Here is a 19,662-nt window from a genome sequence, read left to right as displayed (position 1 = left end):
GTATACAGCAGTATTTGACATGTAAAAAAGAAAAATATTTTGCACCCTAAAGCAAAGAATTTTGCACTAGGGTGTTTTTTTTATTGGAGTTTTTGCCATTAATACCGCAAATTCTGTCTAATTCCCCATGTTCTGCACATAATAACAGTGGCATGATTATTGCAAATATAAATATTGAAAAATAAATATTAAAGGAGCGGATTAGAGATGTCTGTTAAAGTCATTCACTGGGGATTAGGAGCAATGGGTGGAGGTATGGCAGAATTAACTGCTAAAAAGCAAGGTATAACATCTGTAGGAGCAATTGACATAGACCCTAACAGGGTTGGTAAGATACTAGGTGACATATTCGAAGGCCAAAGTAAAGATGTAATTATAGAAGAGAACCCTGAAGGGGTTTTGTCCAAAGAAGCTGACCTTGTCATCATTGCAACAGGATCCTTTACTAAAGAAGTATTTCCGCAGATTAAACTAGCCTTAGAAAATAAAAAGAACGTTATTTGTATAGCAGAAGAAATGGCGTATCCCCAACAGCAAGAGCCAGAACTTGCTGAAGAAATAGACAAGATAGCCAAAGAAAATGGTGTAACAGTACTAGGGACAGGTATAAACCCAGGTTTTGTACTAGACACTTTAATTATCGCTTTAACAGGTGTATGTATGGATGTAGAAAAAATAGAAGCAGCTAGAATAAATGACCTATCTCCCTTTGGACCAACTGTTATGAAAACTCAAGGTGTTGGAACAACAGTTGAAGAGTTCAATAAAGGAATAGAAGAAGGCTACATCGTTGGGCATGTGGGTTTCCAAGAATCCTTAGGTCTAATAACTAAAGCTCTAGGCTGGGAGTTAGATGAAATCAAAGAAACTAAAGAACCTATCATCTCAAACACTTATAGGAAAACGAAATATGTGGAAGTGCAACCAGGAATGGTTGCAGGCTGCAAACACATTGCTTATGGTATTAAAGATGGAAAAACAATTATAAAACTCGAACATCCTCAACAAGTGCTTCCAGAGCTCGAAGGTGTTAACACCGGTGACTATATAAACGTATTTGGCACACCAAATGTGAACATGGCAATAAAGCCCGAAATTCCAGGAGGAATCGGTACAATAGCCATGGCAGTAAACTCAATAGCAAATGTAATAAACGCAGACCCTGGACTTACAACAATGGCAGAACTGCCAGTACCAGCTGCAATACTAGGTGATATTAAGAAAATGCTAAAATAGGAGTGAAACATTATGGTAACAGTCCCCAAGGGATCATATGTAGAAATCACAAAAGAGGTTTTATCTCAAAATCAAAGGGCACCACAGATACCAGAAGATACTAAAAAAACACCACTAATGATGAAGGTAAAGGGTTTTTTGCTTGAAGATGGTGAGATAGGGGAAACCGTAAAAATCAAAACAGTACTAGGAAGAGAACAAGAAGGTTCTCTGACAAGTGATAATCCTCGCTATTCCCATGATTTCGGAGATATAGTACCTGAAATTTTTAAGGTGAGGGATAGTATAAAAAACTTTATGAAGACAGGTGATTGTGATGGACAATAGCTATCAAGGTGTAATGGACAGAAAAAATCAGATTATGAAAAAAGCTATAGGTATGGATTATAGCCAATTCCAGCTTACTGACCTGGCCTTTGACTATGAAAACATGATGTCCTACGGGGGATACACCATAGAAAAAATTAGAGAGATACAAAAGGAGCAAGGGGTGGGTAACACACCCTTATACGAGCTTAAAAACATAACTAAACTTGTAAGGAAGCTAGCTCCCAAAGGTAAAGGGGCGAGGATTTTCCTAAAAGATGAAGCATCTAACCCATCTGGGAGCTTCAAGGCACGTCGTGCAGCCATAAGCGTATATCATGCAAAACAAAATGGGTATAAAGGTGTAATCGCAGCAACCAGTGGTAATTATGGGGCAGCAGTTGCTTCTCAAGCTGCCATGCAAGGTATAGAAAGTATAATAGTACAAGAAGCTTTTGACAGTAAAGGTGTATATCAGCCGGAAATCATGGAAAAAGGCAGAGCATGTGAAGCTTACGGAAGTGAGGTACTGCAACTTTCAGTGGGACCAGAACTATTCTACGTATTCCTAAGAACCCTAGAAGAGACTGGATATTTCAATGCTTCCCTATACACACCCTTTGGAATAGCAGGTATAGAGACACTGGGCTTAGAGCTAGCAGAGCAGGTATATGAAAGAACAGGACAAAAGCCCCACAGGGTAGTTGTAACCCATGCTGGAGGAGGTAACCTTACAGGTACTGCAAGAGGCTTAATAAAAGCAGGGTGTAAAGAAACTCAAATCATAGGTGCAAGCATAGATTTACAAGGCTTGCATATGGCCAGTGATCACGACTTTAACAAAAAATCCTTCACTACAGGACATACAGGCTTTGGAGTGCCATTTGCCACATGGCCAGATAGGGCAGACGTTCCCAAAAATGCAGCTAGACCCCTTAGATACATGGATAGATATGTCACCATAACCCAAGGTGAAGCATTCTACGTAACTGAAATGTTAGCAGTACTAGAAGGCTTAGAAAGGGGTCCTGCTGGCAATACCTCTTTAGCAGCAGCTATCCCTCTAGCCATGGAGATGGACGAAGATCAAATCATAGTTGTCCAAGAAACTGAATACACTGGAGCAGGGAAACACCTAAATGCACAGCTAGCCTTTGCAAAGGAAAATGGAATAAACGTATACGTAGGAAACCCAAAAGAAAGCATTCCAGGTAAATCCATAGTGCTTCCTGAACACCCAAGCCAACTTTCTGTAACAGAGTTCCCTATGGATAAACTAAAAAGAACATACTTAAAAAATGTTCAAAGCCAGTTTGACATAGAAAAGTTTAATGATACTGACTGGGAGTTCTTAGCCCAAGAGCTTAATACCTGTGAGGAAAAAATAAAAGAACTTCTAATAGGAAGGGAGAGATAGGACATGGAAAGAGTTGATACTTACTTAGAAAAGAAAGAAAAATTTAAGGACCTATCAGATGAACAACTAAAACAAAGGTTTTGGGATCTATTAGATCAAATTGTAACCCCTATGGTAGATAATGCCGCTACACATACGTCTCCAGCTGTGGAGAGAAGTGTGCTACTTAGAATGGGTTTTAATAGTTTAGATTGTAAAGTCATAGTTGATCGTTGTATTGAGCATGGTTTGATGGGCAAAGGTGCGGGACATGTGGTACTTAAAATGGCAGAAAAACTTGGGCTCGATTACAAAGAGGCAGGTCAAAAGCTTATTGACAATGAGGATTTATGGGAAGAAGCCAAAGCTATCTTTGGAGGTGTTAAATAGATGACTAAAAAACTAGATATCAACACTAAAATAGATGTGGAAGAGGTACTTAAAGATCTTGAAAACTACAGACCCAGAAGAAAAGGCTGGACATGGCGTAAAAAGGTAGAAGAGCCAACTCAAATGGGACCATTTGTATATAAGCAAATTTCAGAACCACTGAAAAATAGCATAGGCCTACCTGCAGCTAAATACTTTGGAGATATCGATCCACAACCAGAATGTGTAGTTACATCTGAAATCGCTTCCGGTAGATTTGAAGACGATATTCGTCGTATGAGAATGGCAGCTTGGCATGGTGCAGATCATATTATGGTTATCAGAACTGCTGGACAAAGCCATTATGATGGCCTGATAGAAGGGACACCAGAGGGGATTGGTGGTGTGCCCATAACAAGAAAACAAATCAGAGCTAGCCGTAAAGCTCTTGATATGATAGAAGATGAAGTAGGTCGCCCCATAAATTTACACTCCTACGTTAGCGGTGTGGCAGGGCCAGACATAGCTGTACTGTTTGCTGAAGAAGGAATAAATGGAGCCCATCAAGATCCACAATATAACGTGCTTTATAGAAATGTAAACATGCTTCGCTCCTTTGTGGATGCTGCAGTTGCCAAAAAGCTTATGGCATCTGTTGATATGCTACAGATAGATGGAGCCCATAACGCAAATGCAACAGCTAGAGAAGCTTGGAAGGTAATGCCAGAGCTTATGGTGCAACATGGTATAAACTCCATGTTCTCAACGAAAGTAGGTATGAAGAAAGAGAATATAAGCTTATCTACTGTACCTCCCACTGCAACACCAGCACCATGCATGGCATTAGACTTACCATATGCTGTAGCCCTTAGAGATTTCTTCTCAGAGTTTAAAATGAGGGCACAAATGAATACAAAGTATATGGAAAGCTGTGTAAGGGAAGCTACAGTTAGCCATACCCTTAACCTAATGATATCAAGGCTAACAAGGGTAGATATCCAAAGTACAATTACACCAGATGAGGGCAGAAATGTTCCATGGCATTACAACAGTATTCATGCAGTAAACACTGCAAAACAATCTCTCATAGGTCTTGACGGCATTATGGACTATATACAGCTAAAAGAAGATGGTCCCTTAAGGGAAAAGGCAAGGGAACTAAAAGAGAGGGCAATTCTTTTCCTAGAAGAAATAATCGCCGAAGGTGGTTACTTCAATGCTGTTGAACATGGCTTTTTTGTTGATAGTGGCTATTATCCACAAAGAAATGGTGACGGTATTGTAAGAAAAGCCGATCAAGGTATAGGTAGTGGAACAATTTTTGAAAGGGACAGCGATTACTTTGCACCAGTTTGTCACCACTTCGGGGAAAACAACGTACCTGGGGAGTACAGCAGGCCTTGTGAACCCATAGATGGCTGCACACTTTGTAACCCAGGAAAAATCGTATACATTGACGAACTAGATGAAGAAGACAATGCTCAAAAGAGAATGGCTGTCAAAGAGGACCATAGAGAAGCAGGCCTTCTAACCCCAGAGGTTGAGTGGTATGCAGACGGGGTTGTGAGCATGAACATTTTCATCCCTGCATCAAGTAGAGTGGCAGAATACGCTGCCATGGAAATGGCTAAGAAGATGGGTCTTACAGATGTGGAAGCTATTCATAAGCAATCCATACACCCATCAGAAGGCACACTTGTCGAGGTAAAGGGTAGGTTAAACGTATCCATCGATCCAAAAGAACTAAAAATCCCTAAAGGGATACCAAGGCTTTCAGAAGAAGAGATAAGGGAAGATATAAAGAATAGACCTATGAAGATAGTAGGAGCAACAGTGGGTGAAGATGAACATTCTGTGGGTATGAGAGAAATCATAGACATCAAGCATGGTGGTATAGAAGGGTTTGGAGTGGAGTGTCACTATCTAGGGACATCTGTATCCATAGCTAAAGCAGTGGATGCTGCCATTGAAATAGGAGCAGATGCTATCTTGATTTCCACTATCATAACCCATGCTGAAATCCACAGAATCAATATGAAAAGACTACACCAGCTATGTGAGGAAAAAGGTATCAGAGACAAGATGATCCTTATCGCAGGTGGAACTCAGGTAACAAACGATATAGCCGTAGAAGAAGGTATGGATGCAGGCTTTGGTAGAGGTACCAAGGGTATAGATGTTGCCAGCTTCCTAGTAAAAAGAAGAAGAGAATTAAAAAAATAAAATCAGGGGGAGTTATTATGAAAATAGATGTTATAGTAACAGAAATAGGTAGCACCACAACAGTTGTTAACGCCTTTTCAAATATAAACTCCCCTAACCCTATATTTATAGGTCAAGGTCAAGGACCCACAACAGTCCTTGAGGGGGATGTGACAAAGGGACTAGAAATAGCGTTAAAAAACCTAGCTAAAAATCTAGGGGAAGAAAGAATAGATTATAACCAAATGTATGCAACTAGCTCTGCTGCTGGGGGCCTTAAAATGACTGTTCATGGTCTTGTCTATGATATGACCGTGAGGGCAGCAAAAGAGGCCGCACTAGGAGCAGGGGCTGTTATAAAAGGGATAACAGCAGGACTACTAAAAGATGAAGATTTAGATGACATCATAAAAATTAATCCTAACATCGTCATGCTAGCTGGTGGTGTGGACTACGGTGAAGAAAACATAATATACGAAAACGCAAAAAAACTTGCATCAGTGCCCCTTGAAGTACCATTGATCTATGGAGGAAATGTAAAAATAGCAAAAAGAGTTGAGGAACTATTTAAATCTCATGGAAAAGATATAGTTCTTATAGAAAACGTATATCCCAAAATAGATGAACTCAATGTTGGGCCAGCTAGGGATGTAATTCAAAGGGTATTTGAAGAACATATAACTAAAGGTCCAGGTATGGAAAAGATACGACAGCTTGTTACAGGTACAATCATACCTACTCCAGGTGCCGTTATGAAAGCTGCTATGGTTTTACAAAGAGAGATCGGGGATCTAATGGTTATTGATGTGGGTGGTGCCACAACAGATGTGCATTCTGTCACTGATGGAAGTGAAGAGATGAACAAGTATTTAATCTCACCTGAGCCTAGGGAAAAAAGAACCGTAGAGGGAGACCTAGGTGTCTTTATTAACAGTGAGAACATCATAAACCTAGTAGGACAAGAAAAGTTTGCCCAAAGGCTAGGTATATTTGAACAAGAGATAAACAACTTTATAAAGCCTATCCCTCAAACACAAAAGGAAAGGGATGTTTCCAAAGCTATGACTCAGATGGCCGTGGAAACGGCGGTTAACCGTCATGTGGGCAAAATAAAGCTATTATATGGCCCAACAGGTAGATATAAAATTGTGGAAGGTAAAGATTTAACACAGGTCCGTTGGATTATCGGTACAGGGGGGGCATTAACTCGTTTGGACGGTGGATTGGAGATGCTAGAGAACGTTAAAAGAAACTTAAAAGGTGACCTGCTTTTACCAAAGGATAACGCAAAACCTTTACTAGATCACGATTATAATATGGGAGTCTTAGGTGCCATGGCTGTAAATTTCCCAAGGGAAAGTGTATCTTTGATGAGAAAAAGCTTGAATGTTTAGGGGGGATTGACATCTATCCACAAATAATTATTGACTTAAATAAAGTTGAAGAAAATAGTAAGATTATATTAGAAAAAACAAAGGCTGTAGGAATAAAGCCATGTGCAGTAACAAAAGTTACCTGTGCAGATATAGAGGTGGCAAAGACCTTATTGGAGTCAGGCTTTGAAGAGTTAGCAGACTCTAGAATCGAAAATATAAAAAAACTTAAAAGTCACTTTGACAATAAAGTTAAAACCCTCCTTTTAAGGATACCCATGATATCCCAAGCAAAGGAAGTTGTTCAATATTGTGACACCAGTTTAAACTCAGAAATTGAGACAATAAAAGCTTTGGATAAAGCAGCTTCTGATCTTGGGAAAAAGCATAATATTATCCTAATGGTGGATTTAGGTGATCTGCGAGAAGGAATTTGGCCAAGTAGTATAGAAAAAGTACAAGAGGAATTAAGAAAATTAGGAAATATAAATGTTCTAGGTTTGGGTGTGAACCTAACCTGCTATGGTGGGGTTATACCCACTGAAGAGAAGTTAGAGGAACTTCTTGAGCTAAAAGCAAATTGGGAGCATAAAGGTATGCCCCTTAAGGTGGTATCCGGTGGAAATTCAAGCACTATAAACATGGTTTTAGAGGGTAAGATACCTACAGGGATTAATCACCTGCGTCTTGGGGAGAGCCTCCTACTTGGCAGAGAGACCATTGATAGGGGACACATACCAAACACTCATTTAGACGCCTTTGTACTTGTGGCTGAGATTGTGGAGATAAAAGAGAAGCCATCTTTACCCATAGGAACAATAGGTCAAGATGCATTTGGAAACTCACCGGTGTTCCAGGACAGAGGTGTTCATAAAAGGGCTATAGTGGCCATAGGAAGACAAGATGTTGACTTAAACCTTGAACCCATTGATGAAAGAATAGAGATACTAGGTGGAAGTAGTGACCATATTATCCTAGACGTAACAGCAATACCTACTTTAAAAGTGGGGGATAAAGTTGAATTTATACCTGGTTATGGTAGTTTATTACAAGCAATGACATCACCATATGTAAAAAAGGTATACAAACACAGCAAATAATCGAGGAGGAACCACAAATGGAGCAACGTATTCAAGTGATAGGTGTACCTTTAGATTTAGGTGCTAATCGTAGGGGAGTGGACATGGGTCCTAGTGCAATACGCTATGCGGGTCTGAAAAAAAGATTACAAAATAATGCTATAAACGTTAGGGACATAGGGGATATATTTGTCCCTGCTCCAGAGTCCCGTATAATAGAAAATGAAAAACTTAAATATTTAGATGTTATAAAAGATGTGAACACAGTGTTAGCAGATCAAGTATCTGAGGCCCTAAAAAATAACTATCGTCCAGTAATATTAGGTGGTGATCATGCCATTGCCATAGGATCCATTGCAGGGGTGAGCCAAAGGGTTAAGAGAATGGGCCTTATCTGGTTTGATGCCCATGGAGATTTCAATACAGCAGAAACAACACCTTCTGGCAACATACACGGCATGCCACTGGCTGTATCCTTAGGCTACGGAGCACCAGAACTTACTAATATAGGAGGTTTTGTTGGCAAAGTAAAGCCTGAAGATGTAGTTGTAATAGGTCTAAGGGATGTGGACCTCCAGGAGAAAAAAATGATTAAACAAAGTGGTGTCAATGCATTTACAATGCATGAAGTAGATCGCATGGGTATCAAAGAAGTAATGGAACAGGCCCTAAAATTAGTCACTAAAAATACAGACGGATTTCATGTTAGTTTTGACTTAGATGTTATGGATCCTATGGAAGCACCAGGTGTGGGAACAAGGGTACGTGGTGGTTTGAACTATAGGGAAGCACATCTGGCCATGGAACTTATAGCAGAAACTAAAAAAATGATTTCCTTAGACATGGTAGAAGTTAACCCGATCCTAGACCAAGGGAATAGAACTGCGGAGCTAGCAGTGGAGCTAATTGCCTCAGCCCTTGGGGAAAACATACTATAAATAAGAAAAAGACCGGTCTTAGATTAGACTGAGACCGGACTTTTAAGTAATTATAATAGACAAAGGAAGCTATTTATTTTTTTAACATAAACAATCAGAACATTAATAAACTTATAAAGATTAATAACATTTGGCGTATTATAAAAGTATATGTAAGGGATGAACTAATAATACCAGTAAAAGGAGGTTTTTAAGTAAAAATTTTTGGAGAGGGTGAGGATATTGAAAAAAGAAGCTTTTCTTAACGTGACATCTGAGATAGGTAAACTAAAGGCAGTCCTATTACACCGTCCGGGACGAGAACTTGAAAGATTGACTCCCCAGTACTTAGGAGAATTACTTTTTGACGACATACCTTGGCTTAAGAGGATGAAGTTTGAGCATGCTGCCTTTGCTAAAACAATGGAGGATAGAGGGTGTCAAATTTTCTACTATCATGAATTACTAGAAGATGTACTTCAAAACGAAAGAGTTAAGAAAAAATTTATTTCAGAAGTATTAACTAGCTGTAACTTCGAAAATCCTTGTTTAGAAGCAGTTTTAGGAGAACACTTGTATACAAAGTCCCCTGGGGAAGTTGTAGCAGCCACTATAGAGGGCCTACACAAAGATGATTTACCAGACCTAACTTGGGATTTCCGCTTAGTTGACTATGTTAAAAGTCATTATCCATTTTATATTAATCCACTGCCTAACCTATACTTTACAAGGGATCCTGGAACAACCATAGGAAAAGGTATATCAATAAATAAAATGAAAACTCCAGCTAGGGACAGGGAAACCATGATACTGGAGTATATATACAAAAATCATCCATTATGGCAGGCAGAGAGTACACCTAAGTATTATGATTACAAAGAAAAATACAGTATTGAGGGAGGGGACATACTAGTTCTTAGTGAAAAGGTTTTGGCCATAGGGTGTAGTGAAAGAACTTCTTCTAAGGGTATTGAAACTCTAACCCAGAGAATATTTCAGGAAACAAACATTGAAAAGGTGCTAGTTATTCAGATACCTTTTACAAGGGCATATATGCATTTAGATACAGTATTTACCATGTTGAATTATGACCAATTTACCATTTATCCAAGGGTGGCGGAGGTATTAAAGGTTTATTTGTTAACAAAGGGCGAAAAATCCCCGAAGATTACACCCATGGAAAGCTTGGGAAAAGCTTTGAAGTATGTACTAAATTTACCTTCAGTTGAGATAATAGGAAGTGGCGGAGGTACTGAAATAACAGCAGCTAGAGAACAATGGAGTGATAGTACAAATACCTTAGCAATAGCGCCAGGTGTTGTTATAACCTACGATCGAAATGAGATGACAAACGAATCACTGAGAAAAAGGGGAATTGAAGTTATTGAAATAGAAGGCTCGGAGTTAGTTAGGGGCAGGGGTGGACCAAGATGTATGTCCATGCCACTAATTAGGGAGAGCTTATAAAAAAGGGAGGGCTTAAAATGCCAGTAAATTTAAAAGGAAGAAGTTTTCTAACACTTATGGATTTTACCCCAGAAGAAATTAGGTACTTACTAGACCTATCTAGGGATCTAAAAGCGAAAAAAAGAGCAGGTATAAAAAATAACGTCCTTGAAGGTAAAAACATTGTGCTCTTATTTGAAAAAGCATCCACAAGAACTAGATGTGCCTTTGAAGTTGGAGCATTAGACGAAGGTGCACATGTTACATTTTTAGACTCAAATAGCTCACAAATGGGAAAAAAAGAATCCCTAGAGGATAGCGCCCGTGTCCTAGGTAGATATTATGATGGTATCGAATACAGAGGGTTTGACCAAAGGGTTGTAGAAGACTTAGCAAAGTTTTCGGGAGTACCTGTTTGGAACGGTCTAACAGATGTGGATCATCCAACGCAAATACTTGCTGACTTACTGACAATAGAAGAACATGTTCCGAAACCATTGAATAAAACTAAAGTAGTTTTTGTAGGAGATACACGTAATAACATGTCTTATGCATGGATGTATGGATGTGCTAAAATGGGCATGCACTTTGTGGCATACGGTCCAAAGGAATTATGGCCAGATAAAGACATTTTAGAAAGAGTAAATGAGGTAGCTAAACAAACAGGAGCAATTATAGAGGTTTCTGATAATAAAGAAAGCCTAAAAGATGCAGATGTAATATACACTGACGTGTGGGTTTCAATGGGAGAGGAAGACCAAATGGAGGCTAGGGTTAAACTACTGTCCCCATTTAGAGTAGATATGGATATGCTTAAAGGAACTGAAAATAATGGGGTCATTTTCATGCACTGTTTACCAGCATTTCACGATTTCGAAACCAAAGTTGCAGCACAGGCCAAAGAGAATGGTCTAGATGTGCGGGAAGTAACAGATGAAGTATTTAGAAGTAGACACTCTGTTGTCTTCGATGAGGCAGAAAACAGAATGCATACTATAAAAGCAGTTATGGTAGCAACACTATAGGGGAGGGAAGCCAAGTGGTTAGTAAAAAGAATAGAATCGTAATAGCCCTAGGAGGAAATGCACTTCAGGCAAATCCCAAAGATACAACCGCTGAAAGTCAGTTAGTAACTGCTAAAAATACGGCAAAACCCATAGTAGACTTAATACAAGAAGGTCATGAGGTAATAATTGCCCACGGTAACGGACCACAAGTTGGGCAGATTGTGGCTACCTATGAAGGGGCAGCACAAGTTAACTCAAGCTTCCCCATCATGCCATTTCCAGAGTGTGGTGCAATGAGTCAAGGGTATATAGGGTATCATCTTCAGCAAGCAATAAGGGAAGAAATGCTGCACAGGGGAATTAAGAAAAGTGTAGCAGCTTTAGTAACCCAAGTGGTAGTTGATAAAAAAGACCCTGCATTTGAAAACCCCACTAAGCCAGTAGGTTCATTTTTTACAGAAGAAGAGGCACAAAGGCTAGTAAAAGAAAAGGGCTATGCCATGAAAGAAGATGCAGGGCGAGGGTACAGACGTGTAGTTCCATCCCCTGAACCAATTGATGTGGTAGAGGCTCCAATTGTGAAGACTCTAGTAGATGCTGGTCATGTTGTAATAACTGTAGGTGGTGGTGGAGTGCCAGTTGTGGATAACGGCAATGGTTCATTAGAAGGGGTAGCTGCAGTTATAGATAAAGATTTCGCATCAGCTAAGATCGCTGAAATACTAGACGCAGACTATCTAATCATACTTACTGCTGTTGAAAAGGTATCCATTAATTTTAATAAGCCAAATCAAAAAGACTTAAGTGAGTTAACTATAGAAGATGTACAAAAATATATTGATGAAGGCCATTTTGCACCTGGTTCCATGCTGCCAAAAGTCAAAGCTGCAGCTAAATTTGTTAAATCAAAACCAGGAAGAAGGACGCTAATCACGTCACTAGAAAAAGCCAAAGAAGGCATAGAAGGTAAAACAGGAACTGTTATAATCAGTTAGAGGATTCGGGGTCAGGTTACATTTACTTCCAATGGGAGGATATGTGACCTGACCCCGAAAAACTCTTTTTTAAAAGGAGGATTTCAAGTATAAATAAGAGAAGTAAGCTAATATAATATACTAGGCTTAGGAGGTGTACTATGCTGAGATTAGGCTGTTTACCCATTATTATCTTTTTTCCACTGGCATTAATTGCATTTTGGATCATAACACTACTTGATGTACTAAGACGTCATGAAGACTCCTTCAAAAATCCTACAGACAGGGCGCTGTGGATTATCGTAGTCTTTTTTGGCAATTTTTTAGGGGCTTTTATTTACCATTTATTTGGTAAAAATGCATAATTAAAAAAATCGGAGGTGTTTTTATGGACAAGAAACAATATCCCGATACCTCACCAGTACTGGCATTTGTGATGTCCCTATGTATTCCTTCATCGGGGCAGTACTACAACAAACAACCCCTAAAGGCTTTAGCGGCACTTATTAGTTTTATTACTGGTATTTTTTTATTATCCTATGTAGGTTGGTTGTTGTGGGTAATCTGGTCTTTTATAGCAGCTGATGCAACACTTACATCACTCCACTATAGAAAAGAACGCCGCAAAGCATTAAAAGACTTTTTTTAAAAGCCCAAGCCCCAGTCCCAGACAGCTACATTAATCTATCAAAGATTGATGTAGCTGATTTATTACAATGAAAAAAGTTTACTTTGTGGCTAGATATATGTGTCAGAAAAACACCAGATTCCTAAATATACAAAGGGATGAGAAAATAAAAAAAATATGTGAAGGAATATAAAGTATTTTTGTAGAAATAGTTAATTATATCCTATAAAGGTAAATATAATAATAAGCAGGTACTTAAAAAAGTGGAGGGGTTTTTATGTGGCAATACATAACCCGTGTTCTTACACATTTTCAAATAATAGATATTATAGATATAATAATAGTTGCTTTTGCCCTCTATAAAGTAATGATGTTGATTAGAGGAACTAGGGCTGTACAACTACTAAAGGGTGTAGGTGTGTTGTTAACTATTACAGTTATAACTGGTTGGTTGGGGTTGAATACTATTAACTGGCTATTAACACAGACTATGACTGTGGGTTTGGTTGCCCTTCCTATAATATTTTACCCGGAATTGAGAAAGGCACTGGAGCAGCTTGGACGAGGCAAATTCTTTAAAACAACTAGGTTTTTAGCTCCAAAGGAGTTCGATCAAGCTTTGGGGGACCTTGTTAGAGGCGTGGTAAATCTAGCTAAATCAAAAACAGGAGCACTTATTGTTATAGAACGAGAAACTGGTTTAAACGAGCATATAGAGTCAGGAGTAATCCTCGATGCCGTGATATCTTCTCAACTAATAATCAATATATTCGTTGAGAAGACTCCCCTTCATGATGGAGCAGTAATAATAAGGGGTAATAGAGTGGTGGCAGCAACATGTTATCTACCCTTAAGTGAAAACACTGATATAAGCAAAGATCTTGGTACAAGGCATAGGGCTGGACTTGGTATAAGTGAGGTAAGTGATGCCATAGTTGTAATGGTATCTGAAGAGACAGGGGTTATATCAGTGGCACAAAATGGAAAGCTTACCAGATATTTAGATGAAAAAACATTAAGGGAAATGCTTTCCCTTGAGCTACAAAGTAATGAACAAGAAAGTAGCAGCCTGTGGCCCTGGAGGTGGTAAAAGATGAAGAGCTATGGAAAGAATATAGGGACTAAGGCAATTTCCCTTTTACTGGCACTTGTTTTGTGGTTGTTTGTCTTTGGGCAACAACCAAATACAAACGTACCAGAATTCACACGTACCATAACCAATGTTCCAGTGGAGATCATAGGTTCAGATAGGGACTTTCAGTACTTAGTTACTCCCGGAACAGTGGATATTGTCATAAGGGGTAGTCAAGAATTTATAAATAACATGGTAAATAGGGAACATAGGGTTACAGTGGATGTTAGGAATTTAGAAGAGGGAATCCACAACCTTGAAGTCACAACAGCCATAGCTGGTGGAGTGGTTCAATCTATCTTGCCAAATTATGTAACAGTGGTTATTGATCCAATTACATCAACTGACTTTAGTATAGCCATAGAGACAACAGGAACATTACCTGAGGGGGTAACCCTTAGGGGTATAACAGCAAGGCCTAGTAATATAACCTTAACGGGACCTGTCAGTGAACTTGAGAGAGTGGCTTCGGTATTAGCTACAGTAAACCTAGATGAAATCACTCAGAGCACTGAAATATCCACAACAGTATCTATACTGGATATTCATAAAAGAAATGTAAACTCTTTACAGGTAAATCAAACCAATGTTATAATCGAAGTTGTGGTAGAACAAGACGCTATACAGGATACCGTGAGTATCCAATACATAAACCTAGAAGAGGGATTTGAGGTACAACTATCCCAGCAATCAGGTACTGTGACATATCCACCTAATATAGCAGTAGAGGATATTGAACTATTTGTGGATTTAGCAGACCTTACAGAAGGAGAACATACAGTTTCAGTGCAGATAAATGGGCCAGAAGGTGTAGTGTTTGAACCTGAGGAAATCCAAGTAATTATAGAGGAAAGGGAGTAGTAAAAAAATGGGTAAACTTTTTGGAACAGATGGTATTAGAGGAGTAGCAAATGAGGTGCTAACACCTGAATTGGTATATGGAATTGCTCGCTGCGCGGGATACTACTTTACAAAACATGAAACTAATCCAAAAATTTTGATTGGTAAAGACACAAGAATTTCAGGTGATATGATAGAGGCAGCTTTGTCATTGGGCTTCACTTCTGTTGGTGTCGAAGTTATAAAGTTAGGTGTTGTAACTACACCTGCAGTAGCCTATCTTACTAAAAATACAGAAGCTGTAGCGGGAGTAATGATTTCAGCATCCCATAACCCCATGGAAGATAACGGTATAAAGTTCTTCTCTAACGAGGGCTTTAAGCTTCAAGATAGTGTAGAAGACGAAATCGAAGAGTTATATTTCATCAAAAAAGAGCTGCCTTACCCCACTGGAGAAAAAGTTGGTATAGTAAAAGAAGACAAAAGTCTTCAAAACATGTACTTAGAATACCTTAAAACAACAATAAGTAACAAATTTAATGGGATAAAAGTAGGACTTGACTGTGCCAATGGTTCTGCTTATGACTTGGCTCCTAAGCTATTTGAAGAGCTAGGTGCCCAGGTTCATACTATTTTCAACACTCCAGACGGCACTAATATAAATAAAAACTGTGGATCTACTCACCCAGAAGAACTGGCTAAATATGTGGTGGAGCAAGGTCTAGATTTAGGTTTTGCCTTTGACGGTGATGCAGATAGACTAATAGCAATTGACAAAACCGGTGCAGAGATAGACGGAGATTTTATCCTAGCCATTTGCGGAAAACACTTAAAAGAGCAAGGCAAACTTCCTGGCGGGGTAGTAGTTAGTACTGTGATGGCAAACCTTGGCTTCGACTTAGCTTGCCAAAGGGAAGGTCTTGAGCCTATTAAAACAAAAGTAGGGGATAGATATGTACTAGAGGAAATGCTAAAAGGTGGATACACCCTGGGTGGAGAACAATCTGGTCATATAATTTTCCTAGAGCATGGGACAACAGGTGACGGTATATTAACAGCTGTCCAATTACTAGATACCTTAATTTCCCTAGGTCAGGACTTATCAGATGCAAAAACAATACTAGAGAAGTTGCCACAAGTCCTAATTAATGTTAAAGTTAATGACAAAGAGAAATATCTCACAAGCACCAAGATTTCAAGTAAAGTTGAAGAGGTAGAGGGCAAGCTAGGTAGCACTGGAAGGGTCCTTGTTAGACCATCTGGTACAGAGAATCTGATTAGGGTAATGATCGAAGGCAAAAACCCTCAGGAAATAAAAGAATTGGCTGAAGAAATTGCCAGTGTCATAAAAACAGAACTAGCATAGACTGAATATATAATTTAAAAATTGGGATGGGCAGGTTCACACCTGCCCGGACCATACAATAAGCAGAACGTAAAATCATAGCCACAGATCTACATGATCTGCATGATCTGCATGATCTAAGAGATAAGTTCATAGCCACGGATCTACATGATTCTGCATGATCTAAAAGATAAATTCATAGCCACGGATTTACACGGATCTTCACTGATGGTTTTTAAAGCTTGCTCTTGATAGTGTTAGCCTTTTAGTGTAAAGTAGTGGTTAAGTTATTTAATTTGTGTGATTAAGGTTTTGATTTTTGTATTGATGTTTCAATTTTTTAAGGAGGTGAGGCAGAAAAACGTAAGCTAAAAACTAAATATGGAGGTGACAAAATGGCAATTTGTCAAAATTATTAACCTTAAAGCGCCTGGACTCAAGCTATACTTGAGTTGACGAGGAAGAAGTTTTATCGAAAGATTCGGCGGATTAACTTCCGGTATGCTACTACCGTTAAAGGTCTCACAAAGTCCCGAGGTGACTCGGGAAACAAAAGGGACTAGGTAGCTACTTCGTAAGAGAAGTACTTTAAAAAAAATTGCTTGTATTTTTGTTGTGCCTCAAAATAGGGTATTTTACGTACCTTTGATTTAGGGCACATTTTTTATTGCTTTTTTGTAAAAAATAAACTTAACGTATAAAAGGGAGGATTCACATATGTGTGGAATCGTAGGATATATAGGACCAAAAAAGGCTGCGCCAATTTTGTTTGACGGATTAGAAAAGCTAGAATATAGGGGATATGACTCTGCTGGAATAGCAGTACTAGAAAATAATGAGCTAGTTGTGGAGAAAAAACAAGGTAGACTTAAGGGTTTAGAAGATGTTGTAGGAGACAAATTCTCTGCTAACATCGGTATAGGTCATACTCGTTGGGCTACACATGGTAAGCCTTCAGATGTAAACTCACATCCACATCAAGACAGCACAGGCAACATAGCTGTAGTTCACAATGGAATCATTGAAAACTACTTAAAGCTAAAAGAAATGCTAATTGAAAAAGGCCATGATTTCAAATCAGAGACTGATACTGAAGTTGTACCACACCTTATAGAACAATACTATAAAGGGGACCTACTAGAAGCTGTTAAAGCAGCAGTGAAAGAACTTCACGGCGCCTACGCACTAGTTGTTACACATAAAGAATCACCAGACACCTTGATTTGTGTAAGAAAAGATAGTCCACTAGTTATAGGACTAGGGGAAGGTGAAAACTTCATAGCTTCGGATATTCCGGCTATTATACAATACACAAGAAAAACCATCATACTGGACGACAACGAGATAGCAGTAATCACCAAGGATAAAGTTGAAATCATGGACAAAGAGGGTAATATTATAGACAAAAACATCATGAATGTAGACTGGGATGCTGTGGCAGCTGAAAAAGATGGTTACCCACACTTCATGTTAAAGGAAATCCACGAACAACCAACGGCATTAAGGAACACATTAAAAGATAGAATAATTGGTGATACAGTTGACCTAGATAACATGAATATCACTGCTGACTACCTAAAAGATATAAAAAATATATCCATAGTAGCTTGTGGAACAGCATACAACGCTGGATTAGTTGGTAAAGAGCTTATCGAAGGATTACTGAGAATACCAGTAGAGGTATCTGTGGCATCAGAATTCCGATACAGAAATCCATTGGTAGATGACAAAACCTTGGTTATAGTTGTAAGTCAATCAGGTGAAACTGCCGATACTTTAGCTGCACTGAGAGAATCAAAACGCAGAGGGTCTAAAGTTCTAGCCATAACAAATGTAAAAGGTAGCTCTGTAGCTAGGGAAGCAGACTTTATCTTCCAGACCATAGCAGGACCAGAGATAGCTGTGGCCTCAACAAAAGCGTACTCAACTATGCTACTAGGATTCTACCTAATCACACTATACTTTGGTCAACTTCTAGGCAAAGAAATGCCTAAAGAACTATACAGCGGTCTGAAAGAGCTGCCAATTTTAGCTGATAAAATCATCATCGAAACTGAAAAACAGATAGAATCACTAATCAAGCCTTTCGAAGGATGGGGAGACAGTTTCTTCATCGGTAGAGGACTTGACTGGCATGTAGCTGAAGAAGGATCCCTAAAATTAAAAGAAATCTCCTACATCCACGCAGAAGCATACGCTGCAGGAGAGCTAAAACACGGCACACTAGCCCTTATAGAAAAGGATATTCCCGTTATAGCCTTAGCAACTCAAAAAGATGTATACGAGAAAACAGTGAGTAATATAAAAGAAGTAAAGGCTAGGGAAGGCTATGTAATAGCATTAGCTCAAGAAGGAGATACAGAAATAGGTAAATCTGTAGACCAGGTACTAGCAATACCAAAAGTACCATCACTACTGACTCCAATACTAACAGTACTACCACTACAGATAATCTCCTACTACGTAGCAACATCAAGGGGCTGCGACGTAGACAAACCACGTAATCTAGCTAAATCAGTAACGGTTGAGTAGGCAAATTAAGTCCACAAAAAAGTTGTCAATTTATAATAAAGTTTGATTAATGATAATAAAGATTGAAGAAAGATAATAAAGATTGTATAAACCGTAGGTGTATATAAATACTTATACATCTACGGTTTATTTATTTTACCTATAAATACTTATGGACCCTATCCTTCCACATTACCTATGTGTGTAAGATTCAAGATTCTTAATCTAACACCACAAGCAATAATTACGAAACCCAGAGGTATAGATTCTTTTTTATGTAATTAATATATAGTGTTAGAAAAGGTAATTTTTAAGTATTATTAATGATGGGAATCCCTCTATTAAGGCATTTTAGATTCAAGTGTATATGTTAGGATTCTACACTACTACTTTGATCTTATGCTGCTGCTTTGCCAACTATCACGTAGAGTAGGGTAATATCAGTCAGACGTAAGTAAGGGGTTAGATAGTAACCCTTACTTGCTAACTATACTATCAAGGGAGGTAATCTAGGGAACTGTGTAACTACTTAGATATCAAGTTTATGGAAGACATATATTGTAGAGAATAGAGTATTGATATATATAAAGAAAGGAAGATATAAAGTATGGTAGTCAGAGAAAACAATTTATTAACTTAACATGACAGTTACATGTAATATTTACTAAACCCAGTGGTTATAGGTCTTTTTTATGTATTTATATATAGTGTTAGAAAAGGTAATTTTTAAGCACTATAATTTCGGTGAATCCCATTATAAAGGGATTTAAGATGTTGGTATATATGTTAGAATTCTACACTCGTCAATTATAGATTAGGCAGCATAGATAGATAGGTAGGTAGATAAGTACCTAATCTTATTAGACATACTTCTCTTTAGGTAATACAATGAACACTATTT

Annotated in this window: 17 protein-coding genes; all 17 read left to right on the top strand. The window is 38.6% G+C overall.

Annotated elements, in window-relative coordinates; translation table 11 throughout:
- Nucleotides 1–207: 207 nt before the first annotated feature.
- Complete coding sequence (gene ord, locus HYG86_RS08070) at nucleotides 208–1,236, top strand: 2,4-diaminopentanoate dehydrogenase (RefSeq protein ID WP_213168692.1); 1,029 nt, start codon at nucleotides 208–210, stop codon at nucleotides 1,234–1,236.
- 12 nt (nucleotides 1,237–1,248) lie between these two features.
- Nucleotides 1,249–1,563: a 2-amino-4-oxopentanoate thiolase subunit OrtA gene (gene ortA, locus HYG86_RS08065; protein WP_213168690.1), complete on the top strand. Its 315-nt coding sequence runs from the start codon at nucleotides 1,249–1,251 to the stop codon at nucleotides 1,561–1,563.
- Between the two features lie 34 nt (nucleotides 1,564–1,597).
- Nucleotides 1,598–2,959: a 2-amino-4-oxopentanoate thiolase subunit OrtB gene (gene ortB / locus HYG86_RS08060; RefSeq protein ID WP_246451929.1), complete on the top strand. Its 1,362-nt coding sequence runs from the start codon at nucleotides 1,598–1,600 to the stop codon at nucleotides 2,957–2,959.
- Nucleotides 2,960–2,962: 3 nt separating this feature from the next.
- Entirely contained in the window at nucleotides 2,963–3,328 is a 366-nt protein-coding gene (locus tag HYG86_RS08055; protein WP_213168687.1) for an ornithine aminomutase subunit alpha, read from the top strand.
- Complete coding sequence (oraE, locus tag HYG86_RS08050; protein WP_213168686.1) at nucleotides 3,329–5,530, top strand: D-ornithine 4,5-aminomutase subunit OraE; 2,202 nt, start codon at nucleotides 3,329–3,331, stop codon at nucleotides 5,528–5,530.
- Nucleotides 5,531–5,547: 17 nt separating this feature from the next.
- The gene (locus HYG86_RS08045; RefSeq protein WP_246451927.1) at nucleotides 5,548–6,903 is read left to right on the top strand and encodes a GlmL-related ornithine degradation protein; all 1,356 of its coding nucleotides are present in this window, start codon (nucleotides 5,548–5,550) and stop codon (nucleotides 6,901–6,903) included.
- 11 nt (nucleotides 6,904–6,914) lie between these two features.
- Nucleotides 6,915–7,982, top strand: coding sequence for an alanine/ornithine racemase family PLP-dependent enzyme (locus tag HYG86_RS08040; RefSeq protein ID WP_213169171.1), 1,068 nt, complete (start codon nucleotides 6,915–6,917; stop codon nucleotides 7,980–7,982).
- 17 nt (nucleotides 7,983–7,999) lie between these two features.
- The gene (gene rocF, locus HYG86_RS08035; protein WP_213168684.1) at nucleotides 8,000–8,899 is read left to right on the top strand and encodes an arginase; all 900 of its coding nucleotides are present in this window, start codon (nucleotides 8,000–8,002) and stop codon (nucleotides 8,897–8,899) included.
- Between the two features lie 222 nt (nucleotides 8,900–9,121).
- On the top strand, nucleotides 9,122–10,345 hold the full coding sequence (locus HYG86_RS08030; protein ID WP_213168682.1) for an arginine deiminase: 1,224 nt from the start codon (nucleotides 9,122–9,124) through the stop codon (nucleotides 10,343–10,345).
- A gap of 17 nt (nucleotides 10,346–10,362) precedes the next feature.
- A complete protein-coding gene (gene argF / locus HYG86_RS08025) occupies nucleotides 10,363–11,349 on the top strand; it encodes an ornithine carbamoyltransferase (RefSeq protein ID WP_213168680.1) in 987 nt (328 codons plus the stop codon).
- Between the two features lie 14 nt (nucleotides 11,350–11,363).
- Nucleotides 11,364–12,326: a carbamate kinase gene (arcC, locus tag HYG86_RS08020; protein ID WP_213168678.1), complete on the top strand. Its 963-nt coding sequence runs from the start codon at nucleotides 11,364–11,366 to the stop codon at nucleotides 12,324–12,326.
- Between the two features lie 140 nt (nucleotides 12,327–12,466).
- Entirely contained in the window at nucleotides 12,467–12,670 is a 204-nt protein-coding gene (locus HYG86_RS08015; RefSeq protein WP_213168677.1) for a PLDc N-terminal domain-containing protein, read from the top strand.
- A gap of 23 nt (nucleotides 12,671–12,693) precedes the next feature.
- Nucleotides 12,694–12,954: a hypothetical protein gene (locus tag HYG86_RS08010; RefSeq protein WP_213168675.1), complete on the top strand. Its 261-nt coding sequence runs from the start codon at nucleotides 12,694–12,696 to the stop codon at nucleotides 12,952–12,954.
- Nucleotides 12,955–13,210: 256 nt separating this feature from the next.
- On the top strand, nucleotides 13,211–14,023 hold the full coding sequence (cdaA, locus tag HYG86_RS08005; RefSeq protein WP_213168673.1) for a diadenylate cyclase CdaA: 813 nt from the start codon (nucleotides 13,211–13,213) through the stop codon (nucleotides 14,021–14,023).
- Between the two features lie 3 nt (nucleotides 14,024–14,026).
- Nucleotides 14,027–14,926, top strand: a complete 900-nt coding sequence (locus tag HYG86_RS08000) for a CdaR family protein (protein ID WP_213168672.1) — start codon at nucleotides 14,027–14,029, stop codon at nucleotides 14,924–14,926.
- A 7-nt stretch (nucleotides 14,927–14,933) separates the two neighbouring features.
- Nucleotides 14,934–16,271, top strand: a complete 1,338-nt coding sequence (gene glmM / locus HYG86_RS07995) for a phosphoglucosamine mutase (RefSeq protein ID WP_213168670.1) — start codon at nucleotides 14,934–14,936, stop codon at nucleotides 16,269–16,271.
- Between the two features lie 696 nt (nucleotides 16,272–16,967).
- Nucleotides 16,968–18,782, top strand: coding sequence for a glutamine--fructose-6-phosphate transaminase (isomerizing) (gene glmS, locus HYG86_RS07990; protein ID WP_213168668.1), 1,815 nt, complete (start codon nucleotides 16,968–16,970; stop codon nucleotides 18,780–18,782).
- The last annotated feature ends 880 nt before the right edge of the window (nucleotides 18,783–19,662 follow it).

It is taken from the genome of Alkalicella caledoniensis, assembly GCF_014467015.1.
Classification (GTDB): domain Bacteria; phylum Bacillota; class Proteinivoracia; order Proteinivoracales; family Proteinivoracaceae; genus Alkalicella; species Alkalicella caledoniensis.
The sequence above is the reverse complement of the archived record's forward strand: the minus strand, read 5'-3'. Positions and strand labels throughout refer to the sequence as shown.

What these genes read in the sequence shown, in the direction of transcription:
- ortB (WP_246451929.1), top strand. Translation starts at nt 1,598, where the DNA reads ATGAAAAAAGCTATAGGTATGGATTATAGCCAATTCCAGCTTACTGAC.
- glmS (WP_213168668.1), top strand. Translation starts at nt 16,968, where the DNA reads ATGTGTGGAATCGTAGGATATATAGGACCAAAAAAGGCTGCGCCAATT.
- HYG86_RS08000 (WP_213168672.1), top strand. Translation starts at nt 14,027, where the DNA reads ATGAAGAGCTATGGAAAGAATATAGGGACTAAGGCAATTTCCCTTTTA.
- argF (WP_213168680.1), top strand. Translation starts at nt 10,363, where the DNA reads ATGCCAGTAAATTTAAAAGGAAGAAGTTTTCTAACACTTATGGATTTT.
- ortA (WP_213168690.1), top strand. Translation starts at nt 1,249, where the DNA reads ATGGTAACAGTCCCCAAGGGATCATATGTAGAAATCACAAAAGAGGTT.
- HYG86_RS08055 (WP_213168687.1), top strand. Translation starts at nt 2,963, where the DNA reads ATGGAAAGAGTTGATACTTACTTAGAAAAGAAAGAAAAATTTAAGGAC.
- HYG86_RS08045 (WP_246451927.1), top strand. Translation starts at nt 5,548, where the DNA reads ATGAAAATAGATGTTATAGTAACAGAAATAGGTAGCACCACAACAGTT.
- oraE (WP_213168686.1), top strand. Translation starts at nt 3,329, where the DNA reads ATGACTAAAAAACTAGATATCAACACTAAAATAGATGTGGAAGAGGTA.
- ord (WP_213168692.1), top strand. Translation starts at nt 208, where the DNA reads ATGTCTGTTAAAGTCATTCACTGGGGATTAGGAGCAATGGGTGGAGGT.
- HYG86_RS08015 (WP_213168677.1), top strand. Translation starts at nt 12,467, where the DNA reads ATGCTGAGATTAGGCTGTTTACCCATTATTATCTTTTTTCCACTGGCA.
- cdaA (WP_213168673.1), top strand. Translation starts at nt 13,211, where the DNA reads ATGTGGCAATACATAACCCGTGTTCTTACACATTTTCAAATAATAGAT.
- rocF (WP_213168684.1), top strand. Translation starts at nt 8,000, where the DNA reads ATGGAGCAACGTATTCAAGTGATAGGTGTACCTTTAGATTTAGGTGCT.
- HYG86_RS08010 (WP_213168675.1), top strand. Translation starts at nt 12,694, where the DNA reads ATGGACAAGAAACAATATCCCGATACCTCACCAGTACTGGCATTTGTG.
- glmM (WP_213168670.1), top strand. Translation starts at nt 14,934, where the DNA reads ATGGGTAAACTTTTTGGAACAGATGGTATTAGAGGAGTAGCAAATGAG.